This is a genomic window from Neisseria yangbaofengii (genome assembly GCF_014898075.1).
Lineage (GTDB): Bacteria > Pseudomonadota > Gammaproteobacteria > Burkholderiales > Neisseriaceae > Neisseria > Neisseria yangbaofengii.
In genome coordinates this window covers 2,015,669-2,041,085 of the sequence record NZ_CP062976.1, presented here as the reverse complement: position 1 = coordinate 2,041,085, position 25,417 = coordinate 2,015,669, and the positions used below count along the sequence as shown (strand labels likewise).

Below are 25,417 nucleotides of genomic sequence, written 5' to 3'. Positions count from 1 at the left end.
AAACATTTCAGACGGCCTCGATTGGTATTTGAAGGTTAAAACGCTTCGCCGACTTTCGCGCCGTTGGCAACGTCTTTCGGCGTGGCCAGTTGGGCGGTCAAGGCTTGCGCGGCTTTAAATTCATCGCTTTGCATCATCGATTCGGCTGTTTCTGCGCTCAAGGTGTTGGCCATATAAGCCCAACGTGCAGCCAAGTGCGGATTATCCGGTATGTCGAAACCGTCGAGCAATTCATCGACCAAGTCAGGGCGGTTGCACACCAGAGCAATATCGCAACCGGCGGCAAATGCGCTTTGAACGCGCGTTTTAATGCCGCCCGCGCTGCCTGCGCCTTCCATGGTCAGGTCGTCTGAAAAAATCACGCCGTCAAAGCCGATGTCTTGGCGCAAGATTTGTTTGAGCCATTTTTCTGAAAAACCGGCCGGATTCGGGTCGATTTTGGGATAAACCACATGCGCGGGCATTACCGCCGCCATGCCTGCATCGCTTAATTTGCCAAACGGAATCATATCGGCGGCCTGCAAATCAGCCAAGCAGCGGTCGTCTTGCGGCCGGGTTAAGTGGCTGTCGCCTTCAACAAAGCCGTGGCCGGGAAAATGTTTGCCGCAAGATTTCATGCCGCCTTTGTTTAAACCTTTTTGCAAGGCCAAGGCCAATTCGGTGACGATGCCGGCATTTTGGTGCAAGCTGCGGTTGCCGATAACGGCGCATTGTCCCCAGTCCAAATCCAACACCGGTGTGAACGACAAATCCACGCCGCATGCGCTCAATTCGGTGGCCAACACCCAGCCCACTTGTTCGGCTTTGGCTTTAGCAGCAGTTTCGCCTTCGTTGTCCCAAATTTCGCCTAATACGCGCATGGCAGGCAGACGTGTGAAACCATCGATAAAACGCTGTACGCGCCCGCCTTCGTGATCGACAGCGACAATCAGTTCCGGCGTGCGCAAGGCTTTGATGTCGCGGATTAAGGCTTTGAGTTGCGGTATATTGTCAAAATTACGGCGAAACAGAATCACGCCGCCGATAGCAGGGTCAAGCAGGCGCTGTTTTTCTTTGTCGGTCAATGTAAACGCATTCACATCGGCCATCACCGGGCCGCGTTTCATAACGGTTTGGACCATTTTGTTTCCTTTAATATCCAAAACGGTTCAGACGGCCTCGAGGCCGTCTGAAACGATTAAGCGGCAAGCGCGGTTTTTTTACTGCGCAACACCAAAATCAATACTGCCAACGCTACGGCAGTTACGCCGAAACCGAGCAGGGCGGAATGGGTGAAACCCAGCGCTAAATAGCCACTGGCGGCTGCCGCGGCTACGGTTAGCGCATAAGGCAGTTGCGAAGTGACGTGGTCGATGTGGTTACACTGTGCGCCGGTAGAAGACAAAATGGTGGTGTCGGAAATCGGGGAGCAATGGTCGCCACACACTGCGCCGGCCATTACTGCCGACAAGCAAGGGATAATCAGGCCCGGGTCGCTTTTCACCGCCATGGCGGCGGCAATCGGCAACATAATGCCGAAAGTGCCCCAGCTGGTACCGGTGGCAAACGCCATCACGCTGCCCAAGGTAAACAGAATCACCGGCAAAAAGCCCGGGTGGATGTTGCCCGCAACCAAGGTCGATAAAAATTCGCCGGTGCGCATTTCGCTGACCACGGTGCTGATGAGCCACGCCAAAATCAAAATGCTGATGGCACCGAGCATCGATTTCATGCCTTCCCAAACGGCTTTCGGGTAGACGCGGGCTCCGATGGTGCCGACGGTGCAGAGCAATACCGCCAACACGCCTAAAACGCCGCCGAAGACCAATGAAGTATTCACATCTGTGTTTTCAAATGCCCCCAAAATGCTGAAGCTTTCCAAGGCTTGCGCACCGGTGTAGAGCATGGCGGAAATGGTAGCGAAAATCAGCACCAAAACCGGAATAATCAGCGCATACACGCGGCCTTTAGAGCCGCCCGAAACAACTTGTTCTTCATGCGTTTCGTTCAAGGCTTGTTGCTCGAAACGGCTCATCGAACCAATGTCGAACGAGAAATACGCTACAAAAAACACCGTCAACAGCGAAAACAAGGCGTAGTAGTTCATCGCACTCATGGCGACAAACGTACCCATCGGGGTGTATTCAGTGATGTTGTAGGTCACCAGCAAGCCGGCCAAAGTGGCGATAATCGATGCCCCCCAGCTGGATACCGGCATCAACACGCACATCGGCGCGGCAGTAGAGTCTAGGATATAAGCCAGTTTGGCACGCGATACTTTGAAGCGGTCGGTCACCGGACGGGCGATTGCGCCTACGGCCAAGCTGTGGAAATAGTCATCGATAAAGGTCACGAATACCAAGCAAGCGGTCAACATTTTGGCACCGCGGCGGTTTTGAATGTGTTTTTTCGCCCAATCGGCAAACGCTTGATTGCTGCCGGAGTAAGTCAGCAAAGAAGTGAAAATACCCAATAACAACAAGAAAATCAGGATTTTGAGTTTGCCCAACGACCAATCGCCATCGGCCCAAACCAGCGAGACTGTGATGTCTTTAAAGTGGGCCAAGGCATTGATCGGGTTGCCGCCGGTGAGCATCAATACACCGATGATGATGCCGATGGCGAGAGAGAGTAAAACGCGGCGGGTAATCACGGCCAGCGCCAGCGCCAGAAATGCCGGAATCACCGACATAAAAGAGCTTGAGTAATCGATTAATTGCATAAAATAAAATGATGAAATGTAAATAAAATCAGTATGTTTCAGACGGCATAGTGTATATTGCAAAGGCCGTCTGAAAAAGCATGAAAGTTAAACGGCAAAATACCCGCCATTTCAAAAATAACGGGTATTTTATCATTACTTTACAAGTTTATGCCGTTTTATTGCAGGTTCAAGGCCAAGAAGAGAGTGTCGCCGCCACGCTGCACCAACAGCGGCACGTTTTTACCGGCGCTGCTCAAGGCGCTGCGGAAGCTGGATTCGTCATCGACCGTAATTTGGCTCACAGCCATGATTTCGTCGCCGCGTTTCAAGCCGGCACGCTCGGCGGCACCGCTGACATGGGTGACGATTAAGCGTTGTTTGCCGTCGCCGGTTTGCGTTTGCAGCGTCAAACCGGCTTCTTCCACCATAAAACTTTGCACGTCATTCGGTGATGTGAGGCCGCCCATTTCGCTTTCGCTGCTCGTGGCCGGTGCACCGGTGCTGCCTAAAGTGACGTTGACAGAGATTTTTTCGCCTTTACGCCACACTTCCAATTTCACTTCTTTACCCGGCGGCATGGCACCCACCATTACCGGCAAATCGCTGGAAGAGCGTACTTCTTCACCGTTGACGCCGCGCACAATGTCGCCCACCTGCAAACCGGCCTGCTGCGCCGGGCTGTTTGGCATCACTTTGGCAATCAAAGCGCCGTTGGCACGGTCTAAGTTGAATGATTTGGCCAAGTCGTAAGAGACCTCTTGAATAATCACGCCCAATTGGCCGCGTCGGACTTTGCCGTTGGTTTTCAGTTGGTCGGCCACGTTCATTGCCACATCAATCGGAATGGCGAATGAAATGCCCATAAATCCGCCACTGCGGCTGTAGATTTGTGAATTGATACCGACCACTTGGCCTTTAAGGTTAAACAGTGGGCCGCCCGAGTTGCCCGGGTTGATGGCGACATCGGTTTGGATAAACGGGGTGTAGTTTTCATTCGGCAGGCTGCGGCCTTTTGCCGAAACGATGCCGGATGTCACGCTGTTGTCAAAGCCGAACGGTGCGCCGATGGCCGCCACCCATTCGCCCGGTTTGAGCGTTTTCGGGTCGCCGATTTTCACAATCGGCAAATCTTTGGCATCGATTTTCAATAAAGCCACATCAGATTGCTGGTCGGAACCAATCAGCTTGGCGGTGTATTCGCGTTTGTCGTTGAGCAATACCTTGATATTGCCCATGCCGGCTACCACGTGGGTATTGGTGAGAATGTAACCGTCGGGGCTGATGATGAAGCCCGAGCCGAAATTCAGTTCGCTGCTGTCGGCTTCTTCCTGCGGCATATCGGGCAGGTTGGGTACCAAGCGTTTGAAAAATTCATAGAATGGATCGTTATCCGGAAATTGGCTTAAATCCATGCCGTTTTCTTCGGTACGCTGCCGGTTGCGTTTGGCCGCCGCGGCTTGAATATTGACTACGGTTTGGCCTTCGTTTTGAACCAGTTGGGCAAAATCAGGCAGCAACATGCCGACGCTGCCATCGTTTTTTTGCGGTTCAATGCGTTGAACCAGTTCTTTTTCTTCGTCGTGGGTGTTGTCGTTGCTGAAAAAACTGCCGGCTTTGTCACACGCGCTCAACGCCAGTGCGGAGGCGATGGCTAAAGCCATATATTTTTTGGTATTTTTTGTCACAGTCATTCCTTGTTATATGTATCTGTTTTATCGGGTTGCGGCTTGCCAATCAGACGGAAGGGCAAGATGCCTGCAATATCCCTACCAATTCGAATGGGTAGGGGCAATTTTACCGATTATGGACATTTTTTCAAGTATTTCATTTTTAATGGAAAAGGCCGTCTGAAACGTTTCAGACAGCCTTAAAGCCGGTCATATTTTATTCTGAATCATGCGGCGGGATAACTTAATTAACAATATTTTTCGCCTTCCATTCGCATAAATCGTTAATGATGCATTGTTCGCATTGCGGCTTGAGCGCTTTGCAGGTGTAGCGGCCGTGCAAAATTAGCCAGTGATGCGCATCCATCAGAAATTCTTTCGGGATAAAACGCATGAGTTTGTCTTCCACTTCGCGCACGTCTTTGCCCGGCGCGATTTTGGTGCGGTTGGATACACGGAAAATGTGAGTATCGACTGCCATCACCGGCCAGCCGAAAGCGGTGTTGAGCACCACATTGGTGGTTTTGCGGCCGACGCCGGGCAGTGCTTCCAAGGCGGCACGGTCTTCAGGCACTTCGCCGCCGTGTTGTTCCAGCAAAATGCGGCAGGTTTGCATGATGTGTTTGGATTTGGTTTTGTAAAGGCCGATGGTTCGGGTGTATGCCATCACTCCATCTAAGCCTAAATCCAGCATGGCTTGCGGGGTGTTGGCTACGGGGAACAGTTTGGCCGTGGCTTTGTTGACGCCGACATCGGTGGCTTGTGCCGACAGCAACACGGCAATCAATAATTCAAACGGCGAACTGAAATTCAGCTCCGTGGTCGGGTGCGGATTGGCGGCGCGGAAACGCTCGAAAATTTCTTGGCGGATGTGTTTGTTCATGATGTGTTTGATTAAAATATTCGCATGCTATTATAACAAAAAGACTAACGCTAAAGGCCGTCTGAAAAGCGGGTGTGCTTTTCAGACGGCCTTTCTACAATTCAAATCACCAAACAGCTTAAGCTGATTCTTTCAAAACGGCTTCAATCAACTCCGTTGCGCCGTCATCGGCCAAGCGTTTTGCCACAGCGCGACCCAGTGAATCAGCGTATTCTGCCGGCGCTTGGGCAACGGCTTCGAGAATGGCGGAACCGTCGGGATGACCGACTAAGCCGCGCAGGGTCAGCAAGCCGTCTTCTTCGGTGCAATAAGCAGCCAGCGGTACTTGGCAGCTGCCGCCCAAAGCGCGCGCCAAAGCACGTTCGGCGGTGACGCAGGCGTGAGTGATGTCGTGGTTGAGCGGTTTCAACACTTCCAGCAAATCTTCGCGATGGGCGGCGATTTCAATGCCCAAAGCGCCTTGTCCGGCCGCAGGCAGGCTGACGGTGTCGGAAATAATCAGGCGAATGCGGTCGTCCAGACCCAAACGCTGTAAACCGGCGGCGGCAAGAATGATGGCATCGTATTCGCCTTTGTCGAGTTTGCCCAAACGCGTTTGCAGGTTGCCGCGCAAAGGTTTAATTACCAAGTGCGGATAGCGCGCACGCAGTTGCGCTTCGCGGCGTAGGCTGGCGGTGCCGACCACCGCGCCTTTGGGCAAATCTTCCAAGCGTCCGTATTGGTTGGACACAAACGCGTCAAACGGATTGGCGCGTTCGCCGATAGCCGCCAGCGCAAAACCTTCCGGCAAATCCATCGGCACGTCTTTAATAGAATGCACCGCCAAATCAGCGCGGCCGTCTTGCAGGGCTTGTTCCAACTCTTTGATAAACAATCCCTTGCCGCCGATTTTGGAAAGGGTTTTGTCTAAAATCCGGTCGCCGCGCGTGGTCATGCCCAAGATTTGCACGTCGCAGTCGGGATAAAGGGCTTTCAGACGGCCTTGAATATGTTCGGCCTGCCACATGGCCAACAGGCTTTCGCGGCTGGCAATCACAAGTTTTTTCGGGTTCATAAGCTTGTTTCGTCAAAGTCGGAATGGGTAGAAGTTTAACATAAACCTTCTATGATGACAGCTTGCTCATAACGCCCCAAAGGGCCGAAATTATTTCCTTTATTTTGTTCTTTATCCAAAATTTTTCCCTGAATACATATATTGTGCAGCATTACATTATAGGCACCGGAATATTTCCGTTTTGCTTTGATCTCACCGATTACTGCGTAACTTTTTTCGATAAAATAAGTTTTACCTTGAGAAATAAACTCCGACTGTTCGAAAGAAAAACGGACACTCCCTGTTATTCTGACTTTATCAGAATCCGTTACATTTTCTGAAGCGATGGTTTGGCCATGCCCCGGGAAGGAAATATCAGCCTTGCTATCTGCTTGGGTCTGCTGTGAACATGCTGCCAAAGCAGGCAATAAAAAATAAAACAGTTTTTTCATCCGGTTTCCGTTTCAATTAAATGTTGAGATTTTTTCTTAAAGTATTCAGATTTGATGTTTCCTTTGAGTTTCAGAATGGGTACTGCTAAGCAGTTTGATATAAATTATAGTGGATTCACTATAATGTTACGTTTTGACATTTATTTATAGCGAATACACAGCATGCCACACAGGTTACATCCGAATTTGGTAATCCCCAGTAAGTATTGTATATTTCTGACTTAAATAAAAAATCGGAAAACCGCATAGTTTCGTAGAAAGCCTATTTTACAGGTTATCCATATATCCAATTACTGCCGAATCTTGGTAAAATCCCTTCAAAATGCCACCGGAAAGAATTATCACGCCAACCAATACGTCGGTCTTCAACATTTTGGCTCACAGGCCGAAAAGTAGTATTCAGTCCGCCACTGACTGCTTCCAGCTCACATATACTTAATTCTTGTATTTTGAACTCCTTAAAGTCTAAAAAATTACAAATCAAATAAAGGATATCCTATAATCCGACTATAAATTTGAAACTCAGGATACTGTGTAGTAAACGCAAACTACAGGAATCCAGAGTAAAAAAAAATTGTATAGTTCAATAATAATTATTATCAATCTTATAATTAAAATAGTAGATATCTATGAAACGCGCCAAAAAATTCCCTTTTCTGTCATTACAACGTCAACGTTTTCATTTAAACTTTGACAACGCCTCTTCCGCAGCTGATGTGCCGTCTGAAAAAGATTTCTACCGCTGGGCTTTTGCCGCTTTGAAAGACGAATACCGCCGCGCCGAAATCAGCCTGATTTTGCTCGATGAAGAAGAAGCGCGCGGCTACAACCGTGATTACCGGGGAAAAGATTACGCCACCAATGTATTGAGTTTTGCCTTGAACGAAGGCGCCGTCATGCCTGGCCAAATTTCAGACGGCCTTTACGGTGATTTGATTATCTGCCCGCAAGTGGTACTGAAAGAAGCAAAAGAGCAGGGCAAAACGCCCGAGCAGCATTTTGCCCATCTCACTATGCACGGCACTTTGCATTTAATGGGCTACGATCATATCGGAGATGATGAAGCCGAAATCATGGAAGCCGCCGAAATCCGCCTGATGCAGGCCGCAGGTTATCCCAACCCTTATCGAGAGGACGAACATTAATATGGAAGACACTCAGTCGAAACCCAATTTTTTCGAACGTTTGGTTTCCCGTTTGACCGGTGAACCCGATTCCGCCGAAGACGTCATCAGCCTGTTGCGGCAGGCGCATGCGCAAGAAGTATTCGATGCCGATACCTTTGCCCGCTTGGAAAAAGTATTGGATTTTACCGAGTTGGAAGTCCGCGATGCGATGATTTCGCGCAGCCAAATGAATGTGATTAAGGAAAATGACAGCCTTGAGCGCATCGTTGCCTATATCATCGAAACTGCGCATTCTCGTTTTCCGGTGATTGGTGAAGACAAAGACGAAGTGTTGGGCATTTTGCATGCCAAAGATTTATTGAAATACGTGCTAAATGCCGATCAATTCAATCTGCAATCCATTTTGCGGCCGGCTGTGTTTGTTCCCGAGGGTAAGTCGCTGAATACCTTATTGAAAGAATTCCGCGAGCAACGCAACCACATGGCGATTGTGATTGACGAATACGGCGGCACATCAGGTTTGGTAACCTTTGAAGACATTATCGAACAAATTGTCGGCGATATCGAAGACGAGTTTGACGAAGACGAAAGTGCCGACAATATTTTCCCCGTGTCTGCCGAGCGCTGGCGCATTCATGCGGTGACCGAAATCGAAGACATCAACGAATTTTTCGGCACTGATTACAGCAACGAAGAAGTCGATACCATCGGCGGTTTGGTGATTCAAGAATTCGGCTATCTGCCGGTGCGCGGTGAGAAAGCGGTGATCGGGCCGCTGCAATTTACCGTCGCCCGCGCCGATAATCGTCGCCTGCATACTTTGATGGCAGTGAAAGCCAAAGAAGAATAAGCGCGCATACGGATAAAGGCCGTCTGAAACGAGTTTATGATTTCGGACGGCCTTTTTATCGGATTACATTTAAGGCTGGTAAATGCTGCATTCTTTATCTGCGCCTTTAAAAAATCCATCATCGGGGTCGCACGAACTCTCCGATCTTTCGCAGATAAACGTTGTCAGCGATTCATCGATTTTCAATACGCGCGGTTCGTTTTGGCTATTGAAGGCAACGGCTTTTAATGTGAATTTGTTGTCGTGTGCGCCCTTGGCATTGTTGTTGGGGCGGATGCAGAATTTGTCGGTAGCGCTCTTCGGCAAGGCAGGCCATGTGGTCGAAGTTTGTTTGAACGAGCCTTTTTGCTGGTAAAGGCGTTCCATAAATTGCCCGTTTTGCACCAGCGCAGCTTGTGCGGCGCGCAAATCTGCGTTTTTGATATAGATTTGATAAGCAGGATAGGCAATGGCGGCCAAGACGGCCAACACGGCGATGACGATTAGAAGCTGAATCAGGGAAAAGCCGGATTGTGGAGACCGCATAATATAATCACTGGTAAAATGTTTACTTAAGTAAGTATATTATGCGATTTTAATTGGGGTGTAAATCAAATCTTTAGCTGGATCAATGTGCTTCTTCGTAGCCGGGGCAAGTTTCACCATCGTTGCCGACCGCCCAGAAAATACCGCTATCGTTGAGGAAAACCGTACATGATTCGGTTTGGGCATAGTCGGGTGTCGGTGCGGCTTGTAAGATAAAACCGGAATCCGAAGGATTTTGATCATTAAGAGGAGTTTGGGCACGCATGAAAGTAATGACAAAATATTCGTTTTGAACCAAATTTTTTTCATCAAAACCGATAAATGTGCCTTTTTGCGTGTAATAGCGTTCAAGCATGGTGGCATTTTGCACCAATTCACTGCGCACATTGGCCAAACGTGTGCTGCGGATAAAAGATTGGAACGAAGGCATGGCGATGGTGGCGAGTAAGGCCAAAATCACAATAACAATCAAAAGTTCGATTAAGTTAAAGCCGGATTGTCTGGTTTTCATAAGTAAGTGATTATCAATATAGTTATATACAATTATGCCTTTGCAAGGCTTTGTTGCTGACTATTATAAATTCTTTCTTGCATTTGGTATGTATGGATAAATAGCGGATTTGGGAAAATATGTTAAAGCGGTGCAATATTCTGGAAAATTTATCTAATTAAAAATAATTAAAAACAATGAGTTATTTTTATGAAAACATTTCGTTAGGCTTGGCGGGGGAAATGAAACCCAGTAAAATTTGCCCGTTTTTAAAATTTATTCCAAATAACTGTTGGCATTGTGCGACAAAAATTTTAAGCCGCACGCGAACACATAAATCAGGCAGCTAAAAAATCATGGCAAAAACAATCAAATGGATGTTGGGTGCGGTAATCGTGGCCGCGTTGGCTTATACGGCATGGGGCTATTTCAAACCGTCCGATAAGATCAATTACATTACCGAGCCGGTGAAGCGTACCAGTATCCGTCAAACAGTTTCCGCAACCGGTGAAATTTCGCCGTCAAACTTAGTGGAAGTCGGCGCACAGGCTTCAGGCCAGATTAAAAAGCTGTATGTCAAACTGGGGCAGGAAATCAAAAAAGGCGACAAAATTGCCGACATTGATTCCACCACCCAAACCAATACCTTAAACACCGAAAAAGCCAAGCTCGATACGTATAAGGCGCAATTGGCATCCGCCGAAATCGCGTTGCGCAGCGCTGATAAAAAATACAAGCGCGAAGCGGCGTTGTGGAAAGAAGATGCGACCTCCAAACAAGAATTGGAGGATGCCGAAGATATTTTAGCCGCGGCCAAAGCGCAGGTGACGCAACTGAAATCTTCCATCCGCCAAACGCAGATTTCCATCAATACTGCCGAGGCCGACTTGGGCTATACCCGCATTATTGCACCGATGGACGGTACAGTCGTGGCGATTCGGGTAGAAGAAGGCCAAACGGTCAATGCCAACCAAACCACGCCGACGATTATCCAGTTGGCGAATTTGGAAGTCATGCTTAATAAAATGCAGATTGCCGAGGGCGACATTACCAAGGTGAAACCGGGGCAGCCGATTTCGTTCACCATTTTGTCTGAATCGGATACGCCGTTTCATGCGCAATTGGAAAGCATCGACCCCGGCTTGACCTCCATGTCGCAAGGCAACTACAGCAACAGTACCGACACCACCGAAAGCGCGATTTATTACTACGCCCGTGCCTTGGTACCGAATGCAGAAGGCAAGCTTGCCATCGGCATGACCACGCAAAACACCATTGAAATCAATTCGGCAGAAGATGTGCTGACCGTGCCGACCATCACGATTAAAAAAGACCGCGAAGGCAAATCCTTTGTGCGTGTGTTGGGGCAGGACGGCCGGGTAGTGCGCAAAGACATCACCACCGGCTTGAAAGACAGCATGAATACCGAAGTGAAAAGCGGTTTGAACGAGGGCGACAAAGTGATTGTTTCCGAGACAGGTTCGTCCGAACAAGCGCAAAGCGGCAACCGACGCATGAGGCCGATGTAAGTCGGATTGTCTGACTCAGGCCGTCTGAATGATTTTATTTATGCTTTTTTCAGACGGCCTCATTCCAACCACACTTTGGCAAGCACATATGAGTTTAATTGAATGCACTGACATCAACCGCTATTTCGGCAGCGGCGAAAACCGCGTCCACGTGTTGAAAAACGTGAGCCTGAAAGTGGAAAAAGGCGATTTCGTGGCGATTATCGGCCAATCCGGTTCGGGCAAATCGACCTTGATGAATATTCTCGGCTGTCTCGACAGTGCGACCACCGGTTCTTATAAAATCGACGGTATCGAAACGTCGCAAATGAATCCTGACCAATTGGCTGCTTTACGCCGCAGCCGCTTCGGTTTTATTTTCCAACGCTACAACCTGCTCAGCTCGCTCACCGCGCGTGACAATGTCGCTTTGCCGGCGGCGTATGTCGGCGTCGATCAGAAAGAGCGTTCTGTCCGCGCGGAAAAACTGCTGCACGATTTGGGCTTGGAAAGCAAAGAAGACAACAAACCCAACGAATTATCCGGCGGCCAGCAGCAGCGGGTTTCGATTGCGCGAGCGTTGATGAATGGCGGTGAAATTATTTTTGCCGACGAGCCGACCGGCGCATTGGATACCGCCAGCGGTCAAAACGTGATGGAAATTCTGCATAAGCTGCATGCCGACGGCCATACCATCATCATGGTGACGCACGACCCCGGAATCGCCGCCAATGCCAACCGCGTGATTGAAATCCGCGACGGTGAGATTATTGACGATACCAGCAAAACCGCCGAAATTATGCCCAGTCAAGTGCAGGCGGTAAAAGAGAAGGCTTCGTGGTGGTTTTATTATGATCAGTTTACGGAAGCATTCAAAATGTCGGTGCACGCGATTTTTGCGCACAAAATGCGTTCGCTGCTGACCATGCTCGGCATCATCATCGGCATCGCATCGGTGGTGTCGGTGGTGGCTTTGGGTAACGGCTCGCAGCAGAAAATCATGGCCGACATCAACGCCATGGGCACCAACACCATCACCATTTTCCCCGGCAAAGGTTTTGGCGACCGGCGATCAGGACGCATTAAAACGCTGACCATCGACGATGCGTTGGCTATCGGCAAACAAAGCTACGTCGACTCTGCCACACCTCAAACGTCTTCCGGCGGTACCATAACCTACCGCAACACCGACTTGACCGGCCAGCTTTACGGCGTGGGCGAACAATATTTCGATGTGCGTGGCCTGACCTTGGCGGAAGGGCGTTTGTTTGATGAAAGCGATGTCAAAGAAGATGCACAAGTGGTGGTGATCGATAAAAACACCCGCGCCAAGCTTTTCGGTGATGAGAATCCTTTGGGCAAAGTGATGCTGTTTAAAAAGCGGCCGCTGACGGTGATCGGCGTGATGGACGACCAAACCAACAATTTCGGCAGCTCCGACAGCCTGATGTTGTGGTCGCCTTACACCACTGTGATGCACCAAATTACCGGCGAGAGCTACACCAATTCGATTGTGGTGAAGATCAAAGACGATGCCGACACGCAGGCCGCCGAAAAAGGCTTGACCGAATTGTTGGCCGTGCGCCATGGTACGGAAGACTTTTTCATGAGCAACAGCGACAGTATCAAGCAAACCGTAGAAAGCGCCACCGGCACGATGAAGCTGCTGATTTCCAGTATTGCCTTGATTTCCTTAGTGGTCGGCGGTATCGGCGTGATGAACATCATGCTGGTGTCGGTGACCGAGCGTACCAAAGAAATCGGCGTGCGCATGGCAATTGGCGCGCGGCGCAGCAATATTTTGCAGCAGTTTTTGATTGAAGCCGTGTTGATTTGCTTAATCGGCGGTTTGGCCGGCGTAGCGGTTTCGGGCACAATCGGTTTGGTGTTCAACCATTTTGTCACCGATTTCCCGATGAGCTTTTCCACCTTGTCGATTGCCGGCGCGGTGTTGTGTTCGACCGTTATCGGTGTGGCCTTCGGCTTTATGCCGGCCAACCGCGCGTCGCAGCTCAACCCGATTGATGCCTTGGCGCAAGATTAACCTTTTTCAGACGGCCTGTGTGATCAAGGCCGTCTGAAACATCAGAATGATGAATCCATGAACAGCAAAACTTTTTTTCAGACGGCATCCGTTATCGCCGTATCCTTGGCTTTAAGTGCGTGTGCGGTTAATCCCAAAGTGAACACACTGGGTTTGGCCGGCAATACGCATATTATGAACGCCACGGAAGCTGCCGAGCGTTATCAAATTAACGGCGACTGGTGGGAAATCTATCAAAATGCCCAACTCAATGCCGTAATCCGGCAGGCTTTAGACAACAACATCGATTTGAAACGGGCTGCGATTTCGGTGAACCGCGCCTTGTATCAGGCCAATATTTTGGGCGCGCATTTGGTGCCGTCGTTTAACGGTTCGGCCGGTGCATCGGCTTCCAAAAACCTCAAATCCGGCAGCAACAACAACAGCTTCAGCAGCCAATTGGGCTTGAGTTACGAGCTTGATTTATGGAAGCGATTGAGCGCCACCGCCGATGCGCAAGTGTGGGAATACCGCGCCACGCAGGAAGATTTGGCCAACACGCGCCTGACCTTGGTGAACAATGTCGCCGATGCCTATTTCAACATCGCCTACATCAACGAAGCCATTGCTTTAACCCGCCAATCGCTGAAGCAATATCAGGAAATCGCCCGCATTGCCGATGCCAAATACCGCCACGGCAAGGCCGATTCCGGCCAAAGCACGCAGGCGAAACAATCTTTGCTGAGTGCGCAAAACAATCTGTTGTCGCTGCAAAACAGCCGTGATGCGCTAGAACAAACCTTGCGCAATCTGCTCAATCTGAAGCCGGGCGAAGCCATCGCCGCCGAACCATCGCAATACCGTTTGTTGGCGGTGAAAGGCGTGGATTTGAACGTACCGATTTCGGTGTTGGCCAACCGCCCTGATTTACGCGCGGCGGAATACCGTTTGCAATCTTCGGTGCAAACCTTGGCGGCGCAGCAGCGCAGTTGGTATCCGAGCATCACTTTAGGTGCCAGCCTGAGCACGTCTTCCAGCAAAGCGCGCACTATGTTTGACGTACCGTTTTTGGGCGGTTCGGTGCAAATCAACCTGCCGTTTTTGGGTTGGAAAACGCTGCAATGGGAAGACAAAGACGCCCAAGCGCGTTTTGACAGCGCGGCATTGAATTTCGAGCAGGCTTTAACGGCCGCGCTCAATGAAGTCAACACCAACTATCTCGCCTATCAAAACGCGCAAGCCGCTTTGAACAACACCCGCCGGCGTTACGCCTTGGACCAGAAAAACAGCCGCTATTACCAAGTGCGCTACCAACACGGCAAAAACGAGTTGAAAGACTGGCTTGAAGCCTTAAACGGCGAATACGACTCGGCGCAAAACGTATTAAACCGGCACTATGATGTACTGAAATACGAAAACATGGTATATAAAGCCATGGCAGGGCGCTACACGCCAAAATAGTGTGCTTAATGCATTAAGGCCGTCTGAAAAAATCGTGAGGAATTTTTCAGACGGCCTTGTTTCATTTTCATCACTTTTTTATTTGAAAAACGTTATAATTCCTTCATTCAGTTCAGTCCGGAAATTATGTCCAACCACCGCATCAACCACGAACCTGTTTTTATGCTCGCCTCCGCGCCTTGGCGCGAAAGCAGCCTGTGGCTGGAAGTGTACAGCCGCCGTTACGGTCGTGTAGCCTTGCTGGCACGCAGCGCCCGCAAGCGCATGAGCGAATTGCGCGGGGTGTTGGTGCCGTTTGTGCCGATGAGCGCGTCGTGGTACGGCAGCCAAGAACTCAAAACGCTGCATCGTGCCGAGTGGTTGGGCGGTTGGCCGCAGCCGCAGGGGCGGGCTTTGTTCAGCGGGCTGTATGTCAACGAGCTGATGCTGAAACTCACCGCGCGCGAAGACCCGCTGCCCGAGTTGTACGACACTTTTGCCGACACCATGCAAACCTTGTGCCGCGAGCCGAACCACATCGCCGCTTTACGCCGCTTTGAATGGCAATTGCTGCGCCTCTCGGGCTATGCACCGGATTTGATGCATGATATTCACGGCAACGGCATCGATCCTGATACGCGATATTGGTTGCGTCCGGAAGAAGCTTTGTTGCCGCTGACCGAAGCAGACGGTTCGGGCAGCCAGCAGAAAAGCGGCATCGCGGTTAACGGCAGCAGCTTAATCCAATTGTGCCAAGGCAAGTTTTCAGACGGCGTGAGTTTGCAGCAGGCTCTGAAAATCAACCGCTTGTTGATTGATTTCCACATTCCCGAAGGAATTAAATCGCGGCAGGTATTGCAGCAGTTGCAACAGTTTGATTTGGATCCGATGTCGTTCGGACGGCATGAAGCGGCAGAGCCTCCGCAGGCCGTCTGAATCGGAAATGCAACCAACCCTATTTTTCAGACGGCCTTGATGATCAACAGGCCGTCTGAAACCGAATCAGCGAAAGGAAACCCATGTTATTAGGCGTTAACATCGACCATGTCGCCACCGTCCGTAACGCGCGCGGCACCATTTACCCGAGTCCGGTAGAAGCCGCGCTCACCGCCGAAACCCACGGCGCGGATTTGATTACGCTGCATTTGCGCGAAGACCGCCGCCATATCAAAGATGCCGACGTGTTCGCCGTGAAAAACGCCATCCGAACGCGCTTGAATCTGGAAATGGCGCTGACCGAAGAAATGCTGGAAAACGCGCTAAACGTCATGCCGCAAGACGTGTGCATCGTGCCGGAAAAACGCCGGGAAGTGACCACGGAAGGCGGCTTGGATGTGTTGGCGCAGCAGGAAAAAACCGCTCAATTCACGCGCATACTCACCGATGCCGGTATCCGCGTATCGTTGTTTATCGATGCCGACAAAGCGCAGATTCAGGCGGCCAAAGAGATCGGCGCACCTGTGATTGAACTGCACACAGGCGCCTATGCCGATACGCGCACGCCGTCTGAACAGGCGCAGCAATTGGCGCGGATTGAAGAGGGCGCGCATTTCGCCGATGAATTGGGTTTGGTGGTGAATGCCGGACACGGTTTGACTATTCACAACGTTGCGCCGATTGCCCGCATTGCCGCGATTAAAGAATTAAACATCGGCCACGCACTCATTGCACAAGCCGTGTTTTTAGGTTTGCCCGAAGCAATCCGCCAGATGAAAGACGTGATGTTTAAAGCACGATTGATGGCGAAATAATGGCTTGTAATGCCCAATCAGGCAATTCGGACGGCCTGTTGGTTTTTCACATGATAATAAGGAGAACCTCATGATTTATGGTATCGGCACCGACATCGTTTCCCTGAAACGCATTATTCGACTGAATAAAAAATTCGGCCAAGCCTTTGCCGAACGCATTCTCAGCCCCGAAGAATTGATGGAGTTCCCCCAGGCCGGCAAACCGGTGAATTATCTGGCCAAACGCTTCGCCGCCAAAGAAGCGTTTGCCAAAGCCGTCGGTACCGGTATTCGCGGCAGTGTGTCGTTCCGTAACATTGGCATCGGCCACGACGAAATGGGCAAGCCTGAATTTTTCTACGCGCCGGTGCTGGAAAAATGGTTGAAAGAGCAGGGCATCAGCTGCGTCAGCTTGAGCATGGCCGATGAAGAAGATACCGTATTGGCTTTTGTGATTGCTGAAAAATAACTATTCAATGCTCAGGCAAACAAGGTTTTCCGGCGCATTTCCAGAGGCCTTTGCACAATCCCCGTCTTTGGCACATTTCTTCGTTATGCGCTGCTCGGAAGCTTGCCTATCTAAATGATATGTCTGCGCTTTCAGTGCTGCTCATTTCGAACCGCATGCAAATTTAGGGTTTGCAAAGGCCTCTTCCAATGTGAACGTTCGGACGGCCTGTGATGTGTTGTGTAAAATGACCGTCCGAAAATTAATATTCCTTTCTCGAAACATCATGACCACATCAGACCCACGCCCCTTAGTCCGCGTTGTTGCCGGCATTTTACTCAATGCCGATGGCGATTATTTGCTGAGCTCACGTCCTGAAGGCAAGCCTTATGCCGGTTATTGGGAATTTGCCGGCGGTAAAGTGGAAGCGGGCGAAACCGAGTTTCAGGCCTTGCAGCGCGAGCTGGAAGAAGAACTCGGCATCCGCATTCATCACGCTACGCCGTGGTTGACCAAAATTCACGCCTACGAACACGCGCATGTGCATCTGCGTTTTTTACGGGTGGAAGCCGATGAATGGTCGGGCGAATTGCAGGCAAAAGAAGGGCAGACATGGTCGTGGCAGAAAGCGGGTGATTTTACCGTGTCGCCGATGTTGCCCGCCAATGACGCGTTGCTGCAATCGCTTTCCGTGCCGCGTGTATTGTCAGGCCGTCTGAAAAGCGGTTTGCGCGGGTATAACCGCATGGGCGAATACCGTGTGGTGCCGCATCATTTGGCCGGGCCGCAGCATGAGCATGTGTTGATCGAGGAACCCGAATTGCGTGCGCAGGGCAAAATGCCGCCGGCGCAAAGCGTATGGGTGGTGGTGGAAACCGCCGCACAATGGCACAATGTGCAGGATGCTGATGTGGCGGTATGGCGCGTGCAAAACCAAGCCGCTGCCGAAGCCACTTTGCAAACTTTGCAACAAGGCGTGTCCATGCCTTTGGTGATTGCCGCTTTACCCGATTGGGCAGCGCAATATCAAGATCAATGGCTGGAAGCGGGTGCGCATACGGTGGTGGTTGATGATGAGATTGGGGTCGTCTGAATATGAATAAAAACAAAAAGTTAATTATCTCCGGCGTATTGTTGCTGGTGTTTGCCGCCGTCAAACTCATCGCCTTGGATTGGTGGCGGCAGCAACAGCCGCAAACACGGCAGGCCGAATGCCAAGTGACACAGGGCTGCACCTTGCCCAACGGTGTGTATGTCAAATTCAGCGATAAGGTTAAAGCAAAACAACCCTTTGATATTGTGTTGAAAAATGTGCCGCAAGCAACTCGGGAAGTTACCGTCGGCTTTACCATGAAAGACATGGACATGGGCTTCAACCGCTTCAATATCCGCCGCCAAGACGACGGCACATGGGCGGCCAAGCAAATCCGCTTGCCGATGTGTGTCGAAAACCGCCATGATTATTTGGCCGATATCAATATCGACGGCGAAGTGTTTCAGACGGCCTTTGCGGCGGAATAGGCCGTCTGAAAGAAATGATTTCAGACGGCCTTTTATTAAAAAATCCTGAAAAATAAATATTTTACTTTTCTCATCTGCGCTATAATCCTTCTCTTTATTCACACACAGAAAGCCTGTGCGTCCGACCCGGAAAGGAATCCCCATGACGCAATACGCCTTATTCATCACGTGTCCGCGCGGTTTGGAAACGCCGTTGACCGACGAACTCAAATCCCTGAATATTCAAGATATCCAAGCTACCGACGGCGGCGTGGGCTGCAAAGCAACGATGGAGCAGGTTTACCGCATCAATCTGCATTCGCGTACCGCCAGCCGCGTGCTGCTGCGCCTGACCAAAGGCAGCTACCGCAGTGAGCAGGATATTTACAAATTAGCCAAAAATATCAATTGGTTTAATTGGTTTACGCTGGATCAAACCTTTAAAGTGAAGATTGAAGGCAAGCGCGCCAATGTCAAAAGCTTGGATTTTGTCGGCCTGAAAATCAAAGATGCGCTGTGCGATTCGTTCCGTGACATTTATGATGCACGCCCGAGTGTAGGCAAAATTCATCCCGATGTGCGCGTGCATGCGTTTATGGATGAGCGTAATATCGAGATTTTTATCGACACGTCCGGCGAGGCCTTGTTCAAACGCGGCTACCGCCAAGACACCGGCGAAGCGCCTTTGCGTGAAAACTTGGCTGCGGGTTTGCTGTTGCTGGCCGGATACGACGGTTCGCAACCGTTCCAAGACCCGTTCTGCGGCAGCGGCACTTTGGCGATTGAAGCGGCATGGATTGCCGGCCGCCGTGCGCCGGGTTTGATGCGCCGTTTCGGTTTTGAAAAGCTGCAAAATTTCGATAAAGCCGCATGGGTGAAAATCCGCCAAGAAGCATGTGAACAAATTGTGCCGGTTACCGCGCCGATTGCCGGCAGCGACAATGACCGTCACATGATTCGCGCCGCCGAACATAATGCCGAAGCGGCCGAAGTGGCTGAATTTATCCGTTTCGAAGTGGAAGACGCGCAAAATGCCCGTCCCAACGGCAACAACGGCATCATGATTTCCAACCCGCCCTATGGCGTGCGCTTGGCGGAAATGCAGGCTTTGCAGGCGCTGTATCCGCAGTTGGGTTCATGGCTGAAGCAGCATTATGCGGGCTGGCTCATCGGTATGTTTACCGGCGACCGCGATATGCCGAAATTCATGCGTTTGTCGCCGAAGCGCAAAATTCCGTTGTATAACGGCAATTTGGATTGCCGCCTGTTCTTGATGGATATGGTGAAAGGTTCCAACCGATAGGGCAGGTTGGGGCCGTCTGAAAAATATTGTTCAGACGGCCTTTTTATTTGCTTATCCAATCTGGATCTGTAAATTTGATGGGGTAAGGGCAGCATGAGTTGCGTTTTATCAAAGCATTGTCAAAAAATTTAAGCCTATGTCGGCAAACGGGTTTATACTGATCCGATAAGATATTCATTATCCAATGAGGAGCCTGCCATGAAAACCGCTATATTGTCACTTGCCGCTGTGTTGCTGTTAGGTGCGTGCAGCCATCATCAAGAGCTGGGTAAATTAAAAAGCGAATTGTCGGAAGCGCAAACGGCGGTGAAACTTTCCGCGGCCAATACCAAGCGTTTGGAAGATACTTATTCCGATATTTATTTTGAACTCAATAGCCTGACTGTGGAAAACTTCAAAGCCAAAGTGGCGGAGGGCGATAAGTTTTATGCGTATATCGGCCGCCCGAGTTGCGGCGATTGCAACGCATTCGAGCCGATGTTCAAACGCTACATCACGCAATATCATCTCAACGATAAAATCTATTTTGTCAACGTACACCGCCTGCATCAGGATAAGGCTGCGTGGACCGAATTCAAGCGGCAATACGGTTTGAGCGGTACGCCGGTATTGGCGGCTTATGGTGCAGGCCGTCAGTTGAATAAATTGGACTTAGAAGACAACGGCGGCAAATTGAGTGCCGAAGATTTGGAAAAATGGTTGGATGTAAACCGTTTGCGCCGTTAAACAGCCGTTCAACGGAAGCATAAATAAAAGGCCGTCTGAAATTGATCATTCAGACGGCCGTTTCTTTAATCCTGATAAAATCACTCTGATATTAATAATAAAAATCAATCAAAACGGATTTAAAATAAAGTTAGACTATCAATGTCGAATGACTTACAATTGACTACATCAGTTGTAGTGTGTCGCAATATAATACTAAAGTATTAGTTTTAAAGTATTGTTACAAAATATAGTGATAGTGGGGCCGTCTGAAAATGACGGCTTCCCAATCAAGCGGGAACGAAACCATGAATATATCAAGACGGCAGTTTTTTAAAGTGACCGCCGCCGGTGCCGGCGCGTCGGGTTTGGCCGTAATGGGCATGATGCCGACCAATGCTTGGGCGGAGGTGCGTCAGTATAAACTTTTGCGTGCCACTGAAACGCGTAATAACTGTACTTATTGTTCCGTAGGTTGCGGTACGATTTTGTACAGCATGGGTGACGGTGCCAAAAATGCCAAAAAAGTCATTTTCCACATCGAAGGCGACCCGGATCATCCGGTGAGTCGCGGCTCACTGTGTCCGAAGGGCGCGGGTTTGTTGGATTTTGTACACAGCCCGAACCGCTTGCATTTCCCGGAAGTGCGCGAGCCGTTTACCAATGAATGGAAACGCATTTCTTGGCATGATGCCTTAACCCGCATTGCCAAGCATCTGAAAAAAGACCGTGACGAAAACTTAATCGTCACCAACGAAAACGGCGTGCCGGTACACCGCTTGCCTACCGTGGGCATGTTGACAGCTTCTGCTGCTTCTAACGAAACCGGTATCTTGACCCAAAAATGGATGCGCTCGTTGGGTATTGTTGCTACCGATGCGCAGGCGCGCGTGTGTCACGGTCCGACCGTATCCGCTTTGGCTTCGACTTTCGGCCGTGGTGCGATGACCAACACTTTTGTGGACATCCAGCATGCCGACTTCATCATGGTGATGGGCGGTAATGCCGCAGAGGCGCACCCTGTGGGCTTCAAATGGGTGATTGAAGCGAAAAAGAAAAAGGGCACCAAATTATATGTGGTTGACCCGCGCTTCAACCGTACTGCTGCGGTATCTGATTTTTACGCGCCCATCCGTTCGGGTAGTGACATCGCATTCTTGGGCGCATTGATTAATTGGCTGATTGAAAACGATAAAATCCAATGGGAATACGTGAGAGCCTATACCAATGCCGGCTTTATCGTTTCCGAAGGCTTTGATTTTGATGAAGGCCTGTTCTCCGGTGCCGCTGCATTCCAAGCGCCTGAAGCCAAACAAGGCGAGCAACAGCCTGAAGTAACCAGCCGTACCGGCAACCGCAAGAACTACTACGACAACGAAACGTGGTTCTACGAATTGGATGCCAACGGCCACGCCAAAACCGACCCAACCTTGCAAGATCCGCGCTGTGTGTTCCAAATGTTGAAAAAACATTACTCACGCTACACGCTGGATGTGATGGAAACCACTTGTGGTACCAGTAAAGAAGACTTCTTGAAAATCGCCGAAGCATGGGGTGAAACTGCTGCGCCGAATAAAGCCGGTACCATTCTTTATGCACTGGGCTGGACGCAACATACTTACGGTTCGCAAATCATCCGTACCATGGCCATGGTCCAATTGCTGTTGGGGAACATCGGTATGGCCGGCGGCGGTGTGAACGCATTACGCGGCCACTCTAACATTCAAGGTTTATCGGATCTGGGCTTGTTGTCAACTTCACTGCCGGGCTACTTGACCCTGCCTAACGAAGACAATCACCCGACTTTCCAAGACTATTTGGCGAAACAAACACCAAAAGCATTACAAGCCAATCAGTTGAACTATTGGAGCAATACGCCGGCATTCTTCGTCAGCTTCCTGAAGTGGATGTACGGCGAAAACGCCACCAAAGAAAATAACTGGGGCTACGACTGGCTGCCGAAGTGGGACAAAATGTATGACATTTTGCAAACCACTGAATTGATGTATCAAGGCAAAGTAAACGGCTTGTTGGTGCAAGGCTTTAACGCGCAAGGCTCATTCCCTGATGCTCACCGTGTGACCGAAGCATTCTCGAAGTTGAAATACATGGTTGTGATGGATCCGCTGAAAACCGAAACCGCTTCCTTCTGGGAAAACCATGGCGAAGCGCACGATGTTGATCCGTCTAAAATTCAAACTGAAGTATTCCGCTTACCGACACCGTGCTTCGCTGAAGAAGCCGGCTCGATTGTGAACTCTTCACGCTGGTTGCAATGGCACCATCCGGGTCAAAATCCTCCGGGCGAAGCCTTGGCTGACTTGGATATTTTGGGCGAACTGCACGTCTTGCTGAAAGAAATGTACGAAAAAGAAGGCGGTACAGCGCCTGAGCCGATTACCAAACTGGCATGGCACTACAAAAATCCAGTGGCGCCAACCCCGGAAGAAATGGCTAAAGAATCTAACGGTTATGCCTTGGCGGATATCAAAGATGCCAATGGTAATGTTATCCGTAAAAAAGGCGAATTGCTCGACGGCTTTTCACAGTTGCGTGATGACGGTACCACCGAATGTGCGACTTGGATTTTCTCAGGTTCGTGGACGCAGGCCGGTAACCAAATGGATCGCCGTGACAATACCGATACTGGTTTGGGAAACACCCCGCGCTGGGCATGGGCATGGCCTGCCAACCGCCGTATCCTGTACAACCGTGCATCCTTGGATCCGAGCGGCAAACCTTGGGATCCGAACCGTGTGTTGATTGAGTGGGACGGTAAAAAATGGACCGGTGCCGACGTGGCCGACTTTAAAGCCGATGAGGCACCGGGCAGCGGTATGAGTCCGTTCATCATGAACGAAGAAGGTGTTGGCCGTCTGTTTGCTCAACGCAAACTGGTTGACGGCCCGTTCCCTGAACACTACGAGCCTGTGGAATCGCCGATTGGTACCAATCCGCTGCACCCGAAAGTGGTCCAATCACCTGCCATGCGTTTGTTTGACAGCGTGAAAGACCGTATCGGTACGGCTGAAGAGTTTCCATATGTTGGCACCACTTACCGTCTGACCGAACACTTCCAATTCTGGACCAAGTCTGTGAAGTTGCTGATGATTGCCCAACCTGAGCAATTCATCGAAATCAGCGAAGATTTGGCGCAGGAAAAAGGCATTGTCAAAGGCGATTGGGTCAAAGTCAGCTCCAAACGGGGCTTTATCAAAGCCAAAGCGGTGGTAACCAAACGGGTGAAACCGTTGATCATTAACGGCAAAACCATTCACCAAGTCGGTATTCCGTTACACGGCGGTTGGGAAAACGTATCAGGCCGGAAGCAGTATATCGTGAATACGCTGACACCTTTCGTGGGCGACTGCAACACGCAAACGCCTGAATACAAAACCTTCTTGGTTAATATTGAGAAAGCGTAAGGAGCGGAACAATGGCATTGCAATCATTAGACATCAAACGCCGCTCTGCAACATCGGGTATCACGCCTCCGCCTCAGGTGCGTAAACCGGTTGAAGTGGCAAAATTAATCGACGTCAGCACCTGTATCGGCTGTAAAGCCTGTCAGGTGGCGTGTTCGGAATGGAATGACATTCGTGACGAAATCGGTGAAAACGTCGGTGTGTATGACAACCCGATTGATTTGACCGCAAAAAGCTGGACGGTGATGCGTTTTAGCGAAACCGAAGAACACGGCAAACTGGAATGGCTCATTCGTAAAGACGGCTGTATGCACTGTGCCGATCCGGGCTGTCTGAAAGCGTGTCCATCACCGGGTGCGATTATTCAGTATGAAAACGGCATTGTCGATTTCCATCAGGAAAACTGTATCGGTTGCGGTTACTGTATTTCAGGCTGTCCGTTTAACATTCCGCGCATCAACAAAGAAGACAACCGTGCTTACAAATGTACTTTGTGTTCGGACCGCGTGGCTGTCGGCCAAGAGCCCGCTTGCGTGAAAACCTGCCCGACCGGCGCAATTCAGTTCGGTAGCAAGGAGCACATGAAAGAAGCGGCTCAAGAGCGCATTAAAGACTTGAACAGCCGCGGCTATCAAAATGCAGGCCTGTATGACCCGCAAGGCGTAGGCGGTACGCACGTGATGTATGTCTTGCACCATGCTGACAAACCTAACCTGTACAACGGCTTGCCTGAGAATCCAAGTATCAGCCCAACCGTGAAAGTATGGAAAGGTTTGCTCAAGCCTTTGGCGACATTCGGTATTGCTGCGGCAGCGGTTGCCGGTTGGATGCACTACATTACCGTAGGTCCTAACCGTGAAGGCGAAGATAAACCTGAAGTCATCGGCAAAGACGGTAAAATCTTGCACGGTGAGGAGGACGCATAATGAAACCAAAGTTAATTCAGCGTTACAAACGCAGTGAACGCATCAATCACTGGGTTGTTGCCTTGTGTTTTATTTTGCTGGCCGTATCCGGTTTGGCTTTCTTCTATCCGGCATTTTTCTGGTTGGCCGGCATTTTCGGTACGCCGCAATTGGCACGGATTTTGCACCCGTTTATCGGTGTGGTGATGTTTATCGGCTTTTTCATTCAATTTTTCCGTTATTGGAAATTTAACTTCTTCGATAAAGAAGATGTAAAATGGATGAAATCGGTAACCACCATTTTGAAAGGCCATGAAGTGGGTGACGTCGGCAAATACAACGGTGGTCAGAAAGGCATGTTCTGGTTGATGACGGCCTGTATGCTGGTATTGGTGATTACCGGTGTTATCGCATGGCGTCCGTATTTTGCCGGAATGTTCCCGATTCCGGTGATTCGTTTAGCCTTGTTGTTCCATGCCGGTGCCGCGATTGTATTGATTGCCGGTATTATCGTGCACGTTTATGCAGCTATTTGGGTTAAAGGTACGGTTCGTGCCATGACCGAAGGCGTGGTTTCGCAACAATGGGCGAAAAAGCACCACCCAAGATGGTACCGTGAAGTGATGGCCAAAACCGACGAAAAACCGGTTGAAACACCAATTACCGATATCAACAACCAACACAAGCTGTAATGGTTTAGGGTAGCCTGAAAGATGGTTC

23 protein-coding genes are annotated in these 25,417 nt (G+C 50.1%); 15 read left to right on the top strand and 8 right to left on the bottom strand.

Annotated elements, in window-relative coordinates:
- Positions 1–35 precede the first annotated feature (35 nt).
- The 6 genes from nagZ to H4O27_RS09995 form a co-directional block, all read right to left on the bottom strand.
- Positions 36–1,121 (bottom strand): beta-N-acetylhexosaminidase, encoded by a 1,086-nt coding sequence (nagZ, locus tag H4O27_RS10020; protein ID WP_165006356.1) that lies wholly within the window; start codon positions 1,119–1,121, stop codon positions 36–38.
- A 56-nt stretch (positions 1,122–1,177) separates the two neighbouring features.
- Positions 1,178–2,701: a Na+/H+ antiporter NhaC family protein gene (locus tag H4O27_RS10015; RefSeq protein ID WP_165006354.1), complete on the bottom strand. Its 1,524-nt coding sequence runs from the start codon at positions 2,699–2,701 to the stop codon at positions 1,178–1,180.
- A 158-nt stretch (positions 2,702–2,859) separates the two neighbouring features.
- Complete coding sequence (locus H4O27_RS10010; RefSeq protein WP_165006351.1) at positions 2,860–4,374, bottom strand: DegQ family serine endoprotease; 1,515 nt, start codon at positions 4,372–4,374, stop codon at positions 2,860–2,862.
- A gap of 220 nt (positions 4,375–4,594) precedes the next feature.
- A complete protein-coding gene (gene nth, locus H4O27_RS10005; RefSeq protein ID WP_165006348.1) occupies positions 4,595–5,233 on the bottom strand; it encodes an endonuclease III in 639 nt (212 codons plus the stop codon).
- Between the two features lie 118 nt (positions 5,234–5,351).
- Entirely contained in the window at positions 5,352–6,287 is a 936-nt protein-coding gene (gene hemC / locus H4O27_RS10000) for a hydroxymethylbilane synthase (protein WP_165006345.1), read from the bottom strand.
- Positions 6,288–6,322: 35 nt separating this feature from the next.
- Positions 6,323–6,718, bottom strand: coding sequence for a hypothetical protein (locus H4O27_RS09995; protein ID WP_165006342.1), 396 nt, complete (start codon positions 6,716–6,718; stop codon positions 6,323–6,325).
- 629 nt (positions 6,719–7,347) lie between these two features.
- Between H4O27_RS09995 and ybeY the strand changes: the two genes are divergently transcribed.
- Together ybeY and H4O27_RS09985 are read left to right on the top strand one after the other, a co-directional pair.
- The gene (gene ybeY, locus H4O27_RS09990) at positions 7,348–7,863 is read left to right on the top strand and encodes an rRNA maturation RNase YbeY (RefSeq protein ID WP_165006341.1); all 516 of its coding nucleotides are present in this window, start codon (positions 7,348–7,350) and stop codon (positions 7,861–7,863) included.
- A gap of 1 nt (position 7,864) precedes the next feature.
- Entirely contained in the window at positions 7,865–8,695 is an 831-nt protein-coding gene (locus H4O27_RS09985) for a CorC family transporter (RefSeq protein WP_165006337.1), read from the top strand.
- 69 nt (positions 8,696–8,764) lie between these two features.
- Here the strand turns inward: H4O27_RS09985 and H4O27_RS09980 are convergent, their stop codons facing one another.
- Positions 8,765–9,220, bottom strand: a complete 456-nt coding sequence (locus H4O27_RS09980) for a type IV pilin protein (RefSeq protein WP_165006334.1) — start codon at positions 9,218–9,220, stop codon at positions 8,765–8,767.
- Positions 9,221–9,302: 82 nt separating this feature from the next.
- The gene (locus tag H4O27_RS09975) at positions 9,303–9,731 is read right to left on the bottom strand and encodes a type IV pilin protein (protein ID WP_165006331.1); all 429 of its coding nucleotides are present in this window, start codon (positions 9,729–9,731) and stop codon (positions 9,303–9,305) included.
- Positions 9,732–10,066: 335 nt separating this feature from the next.
- Here H4O27_RS09975 and H4O27_RS09970 point away from each other — a divergent pair, with 335 nt between their 5' ends.
- The 13 genes from H4O27_RS09970 (at position 10,067) to H4O27_RS09910 (ending at position 25,389) form a co-directional block, all read left to right on the top strand.
- Positions 10,067–11,239, top strand: a complete 1,173-nt coding sequence (locus H4O27_RS09970) for an efflux RND transporter periplasmic adaptor subunit (RefSeq protein WP_165006328.1) — start codon at positions 10,067–10,069, stop codon at positions 11,237–11,239.
- Positions 11,240–11,327: 88 nt separating this feature from the next.
- Positions 11,328–13,262, top strand: coding sequence for a MacB family efflux pump subunit (locus H4O27_RS09965; RefSeq protein WP_165006325.1), 1,935 nt, complete (start codon positions 11,328–11,330; stop codon positions 13,260–13,262).
- 57 nt (positions 13,263–13,319) lie between these two features.
- A complete protein-coding gene (locus tag H4O27_RS09960; RefSeq protein WP_165006322.1) occupies positions 13,320–14,702 on the top strand; it encodes a TolC family protein in 1,383 nt (460 codons plus the stop codon).
- Positions 14,703–14,828: 126 nt separating this feature from the next.
- Positions 14,829–15,617 carry a DNA repair protein RecO gene (gene recO, locus H4O27_RS09955; protein WP_193004259.1) on the top strand — a complete coding sequence of 263 codons (789 nt, stop codon included), beginning with the start codon at positions 14,829–14,831 and terminating at the stop codon, positions 15,615–15,617.
- A gap of 83 nt (positions 15,618–15,700) precedes the next feature.
- On the top strand, positions 15,701–16,432 hold the full coding sequence (gene pdxJ, locus H4O27_RS09950) for a pyridoxine 5'-phosphate synthase (RefSeq protein ID WP_165006319.1): 732 nt from the start codon (positions 15,701–15,703) through the stop codon (positions 16,430–16,432).
- Between the two features lie 70 nt (positions 16,433–16,502).
- The gene (gene acpS, locus H4O27_RS09945; RefSeq protein WP_165006316.1) at positions 16,503–16,880 is read left to right on the top strand and encodes a holo-ACP synthase; all 378 of its coding nucleotides are present in this window, start codon (positions 16,503–16,505) and stop codon (positions 16,878–16,880) included.
- A gap of 265 nt (positions 16,881–17,145) precedes the next feature.
- A complete protein-coding gene (locus H4O27_RS09940) occupies positions 17,146–17,952 on the top strand; it encodes an NUDIX domain-containing protein (protein ID WP_165006313.1) in 807 nt (268 codons plus the stop codon).
- 2 nt (positions 17,953–17,954) lie between these two features.
- Positions 17,955–18,380: a hypothetical protein gene (locus tag H4O27_RS09935; RefSeq protein WP_165006311.1), complete on the top strand. Its 426-nt coding sequence runs from the start codon at positions 17,955–17,957 to the stop codon at positions 18,378–18,380.
- 142 nt (positions 18,381–18,522) lie between these two features.
- Positions 18,523–19,662, top strand: a complete 1,140-nt coding sequence (locus tag H4O27_RS09930) for a THUMP domain-containing class I SAM-dependent RNA methyltransferase (protein ID WP_165006308.1) — start codon at positions 18,523–18,525, stop codon at positions 19,660–19,662.
- Between the two features lie 198 nt (positions 19,663–19,860).
- Complete coding sequence (locus H4O27_RS09925; RefSeq protein ID WP_165006305.1) at positions 19,861–20,388, top strand: thioredoxin family protein; 528 nt, start codon at positions 19,861–19,863, stop codon at positions 20,386–20,388.
- A 287-nt stretch (positions 20,389–20,675) separates the two neighbouring features.
- Positions 20,676–23,792: a formate dehydrogenase-N subunit alpha gene (gene fdnG / locus H4O27_RS09920; RefSeq protein ID WP_165006300.1), complete on the top strand. Its 3,117-nt coding sequence runs from the start codon at positions 20,676–20,678 to the stop codon at positions 23,790–23,792.
- An 11-nt stretch (positions 23,793–23,803) separates the two neighbouring features.
- The gene (gene fdxH / locus H4O27_RS09915) at positions 23,804–24,718 is read left to right on the top strand and encodes a formate dehydrogenase subunit beta (RefSeq protein WP_165006297.1); all 915 of its coding nucleotides are present in this window, start codon (positions 23,804–23,806) and stop codon (positions 24,716–24,718) included.
- Positions 24,718–25,389 carry a formate dehydrogenase subunit gamma gene (locus H4O27_RS09910; protein WP_193004257.1) on the top strand — a complete coding sequence of 224 codons (672 nt, stop codon included), beginning with the start codon at positions 24,718–24,720 and terminating at the stop codon, positions 25,387–25,389. Before fdxH ends, H4O27_RS09910 begins: the two co-directional genes overlap by 1 nt.
- Positions 25,390–25,417: the final 28 nt, after the last annotated feature.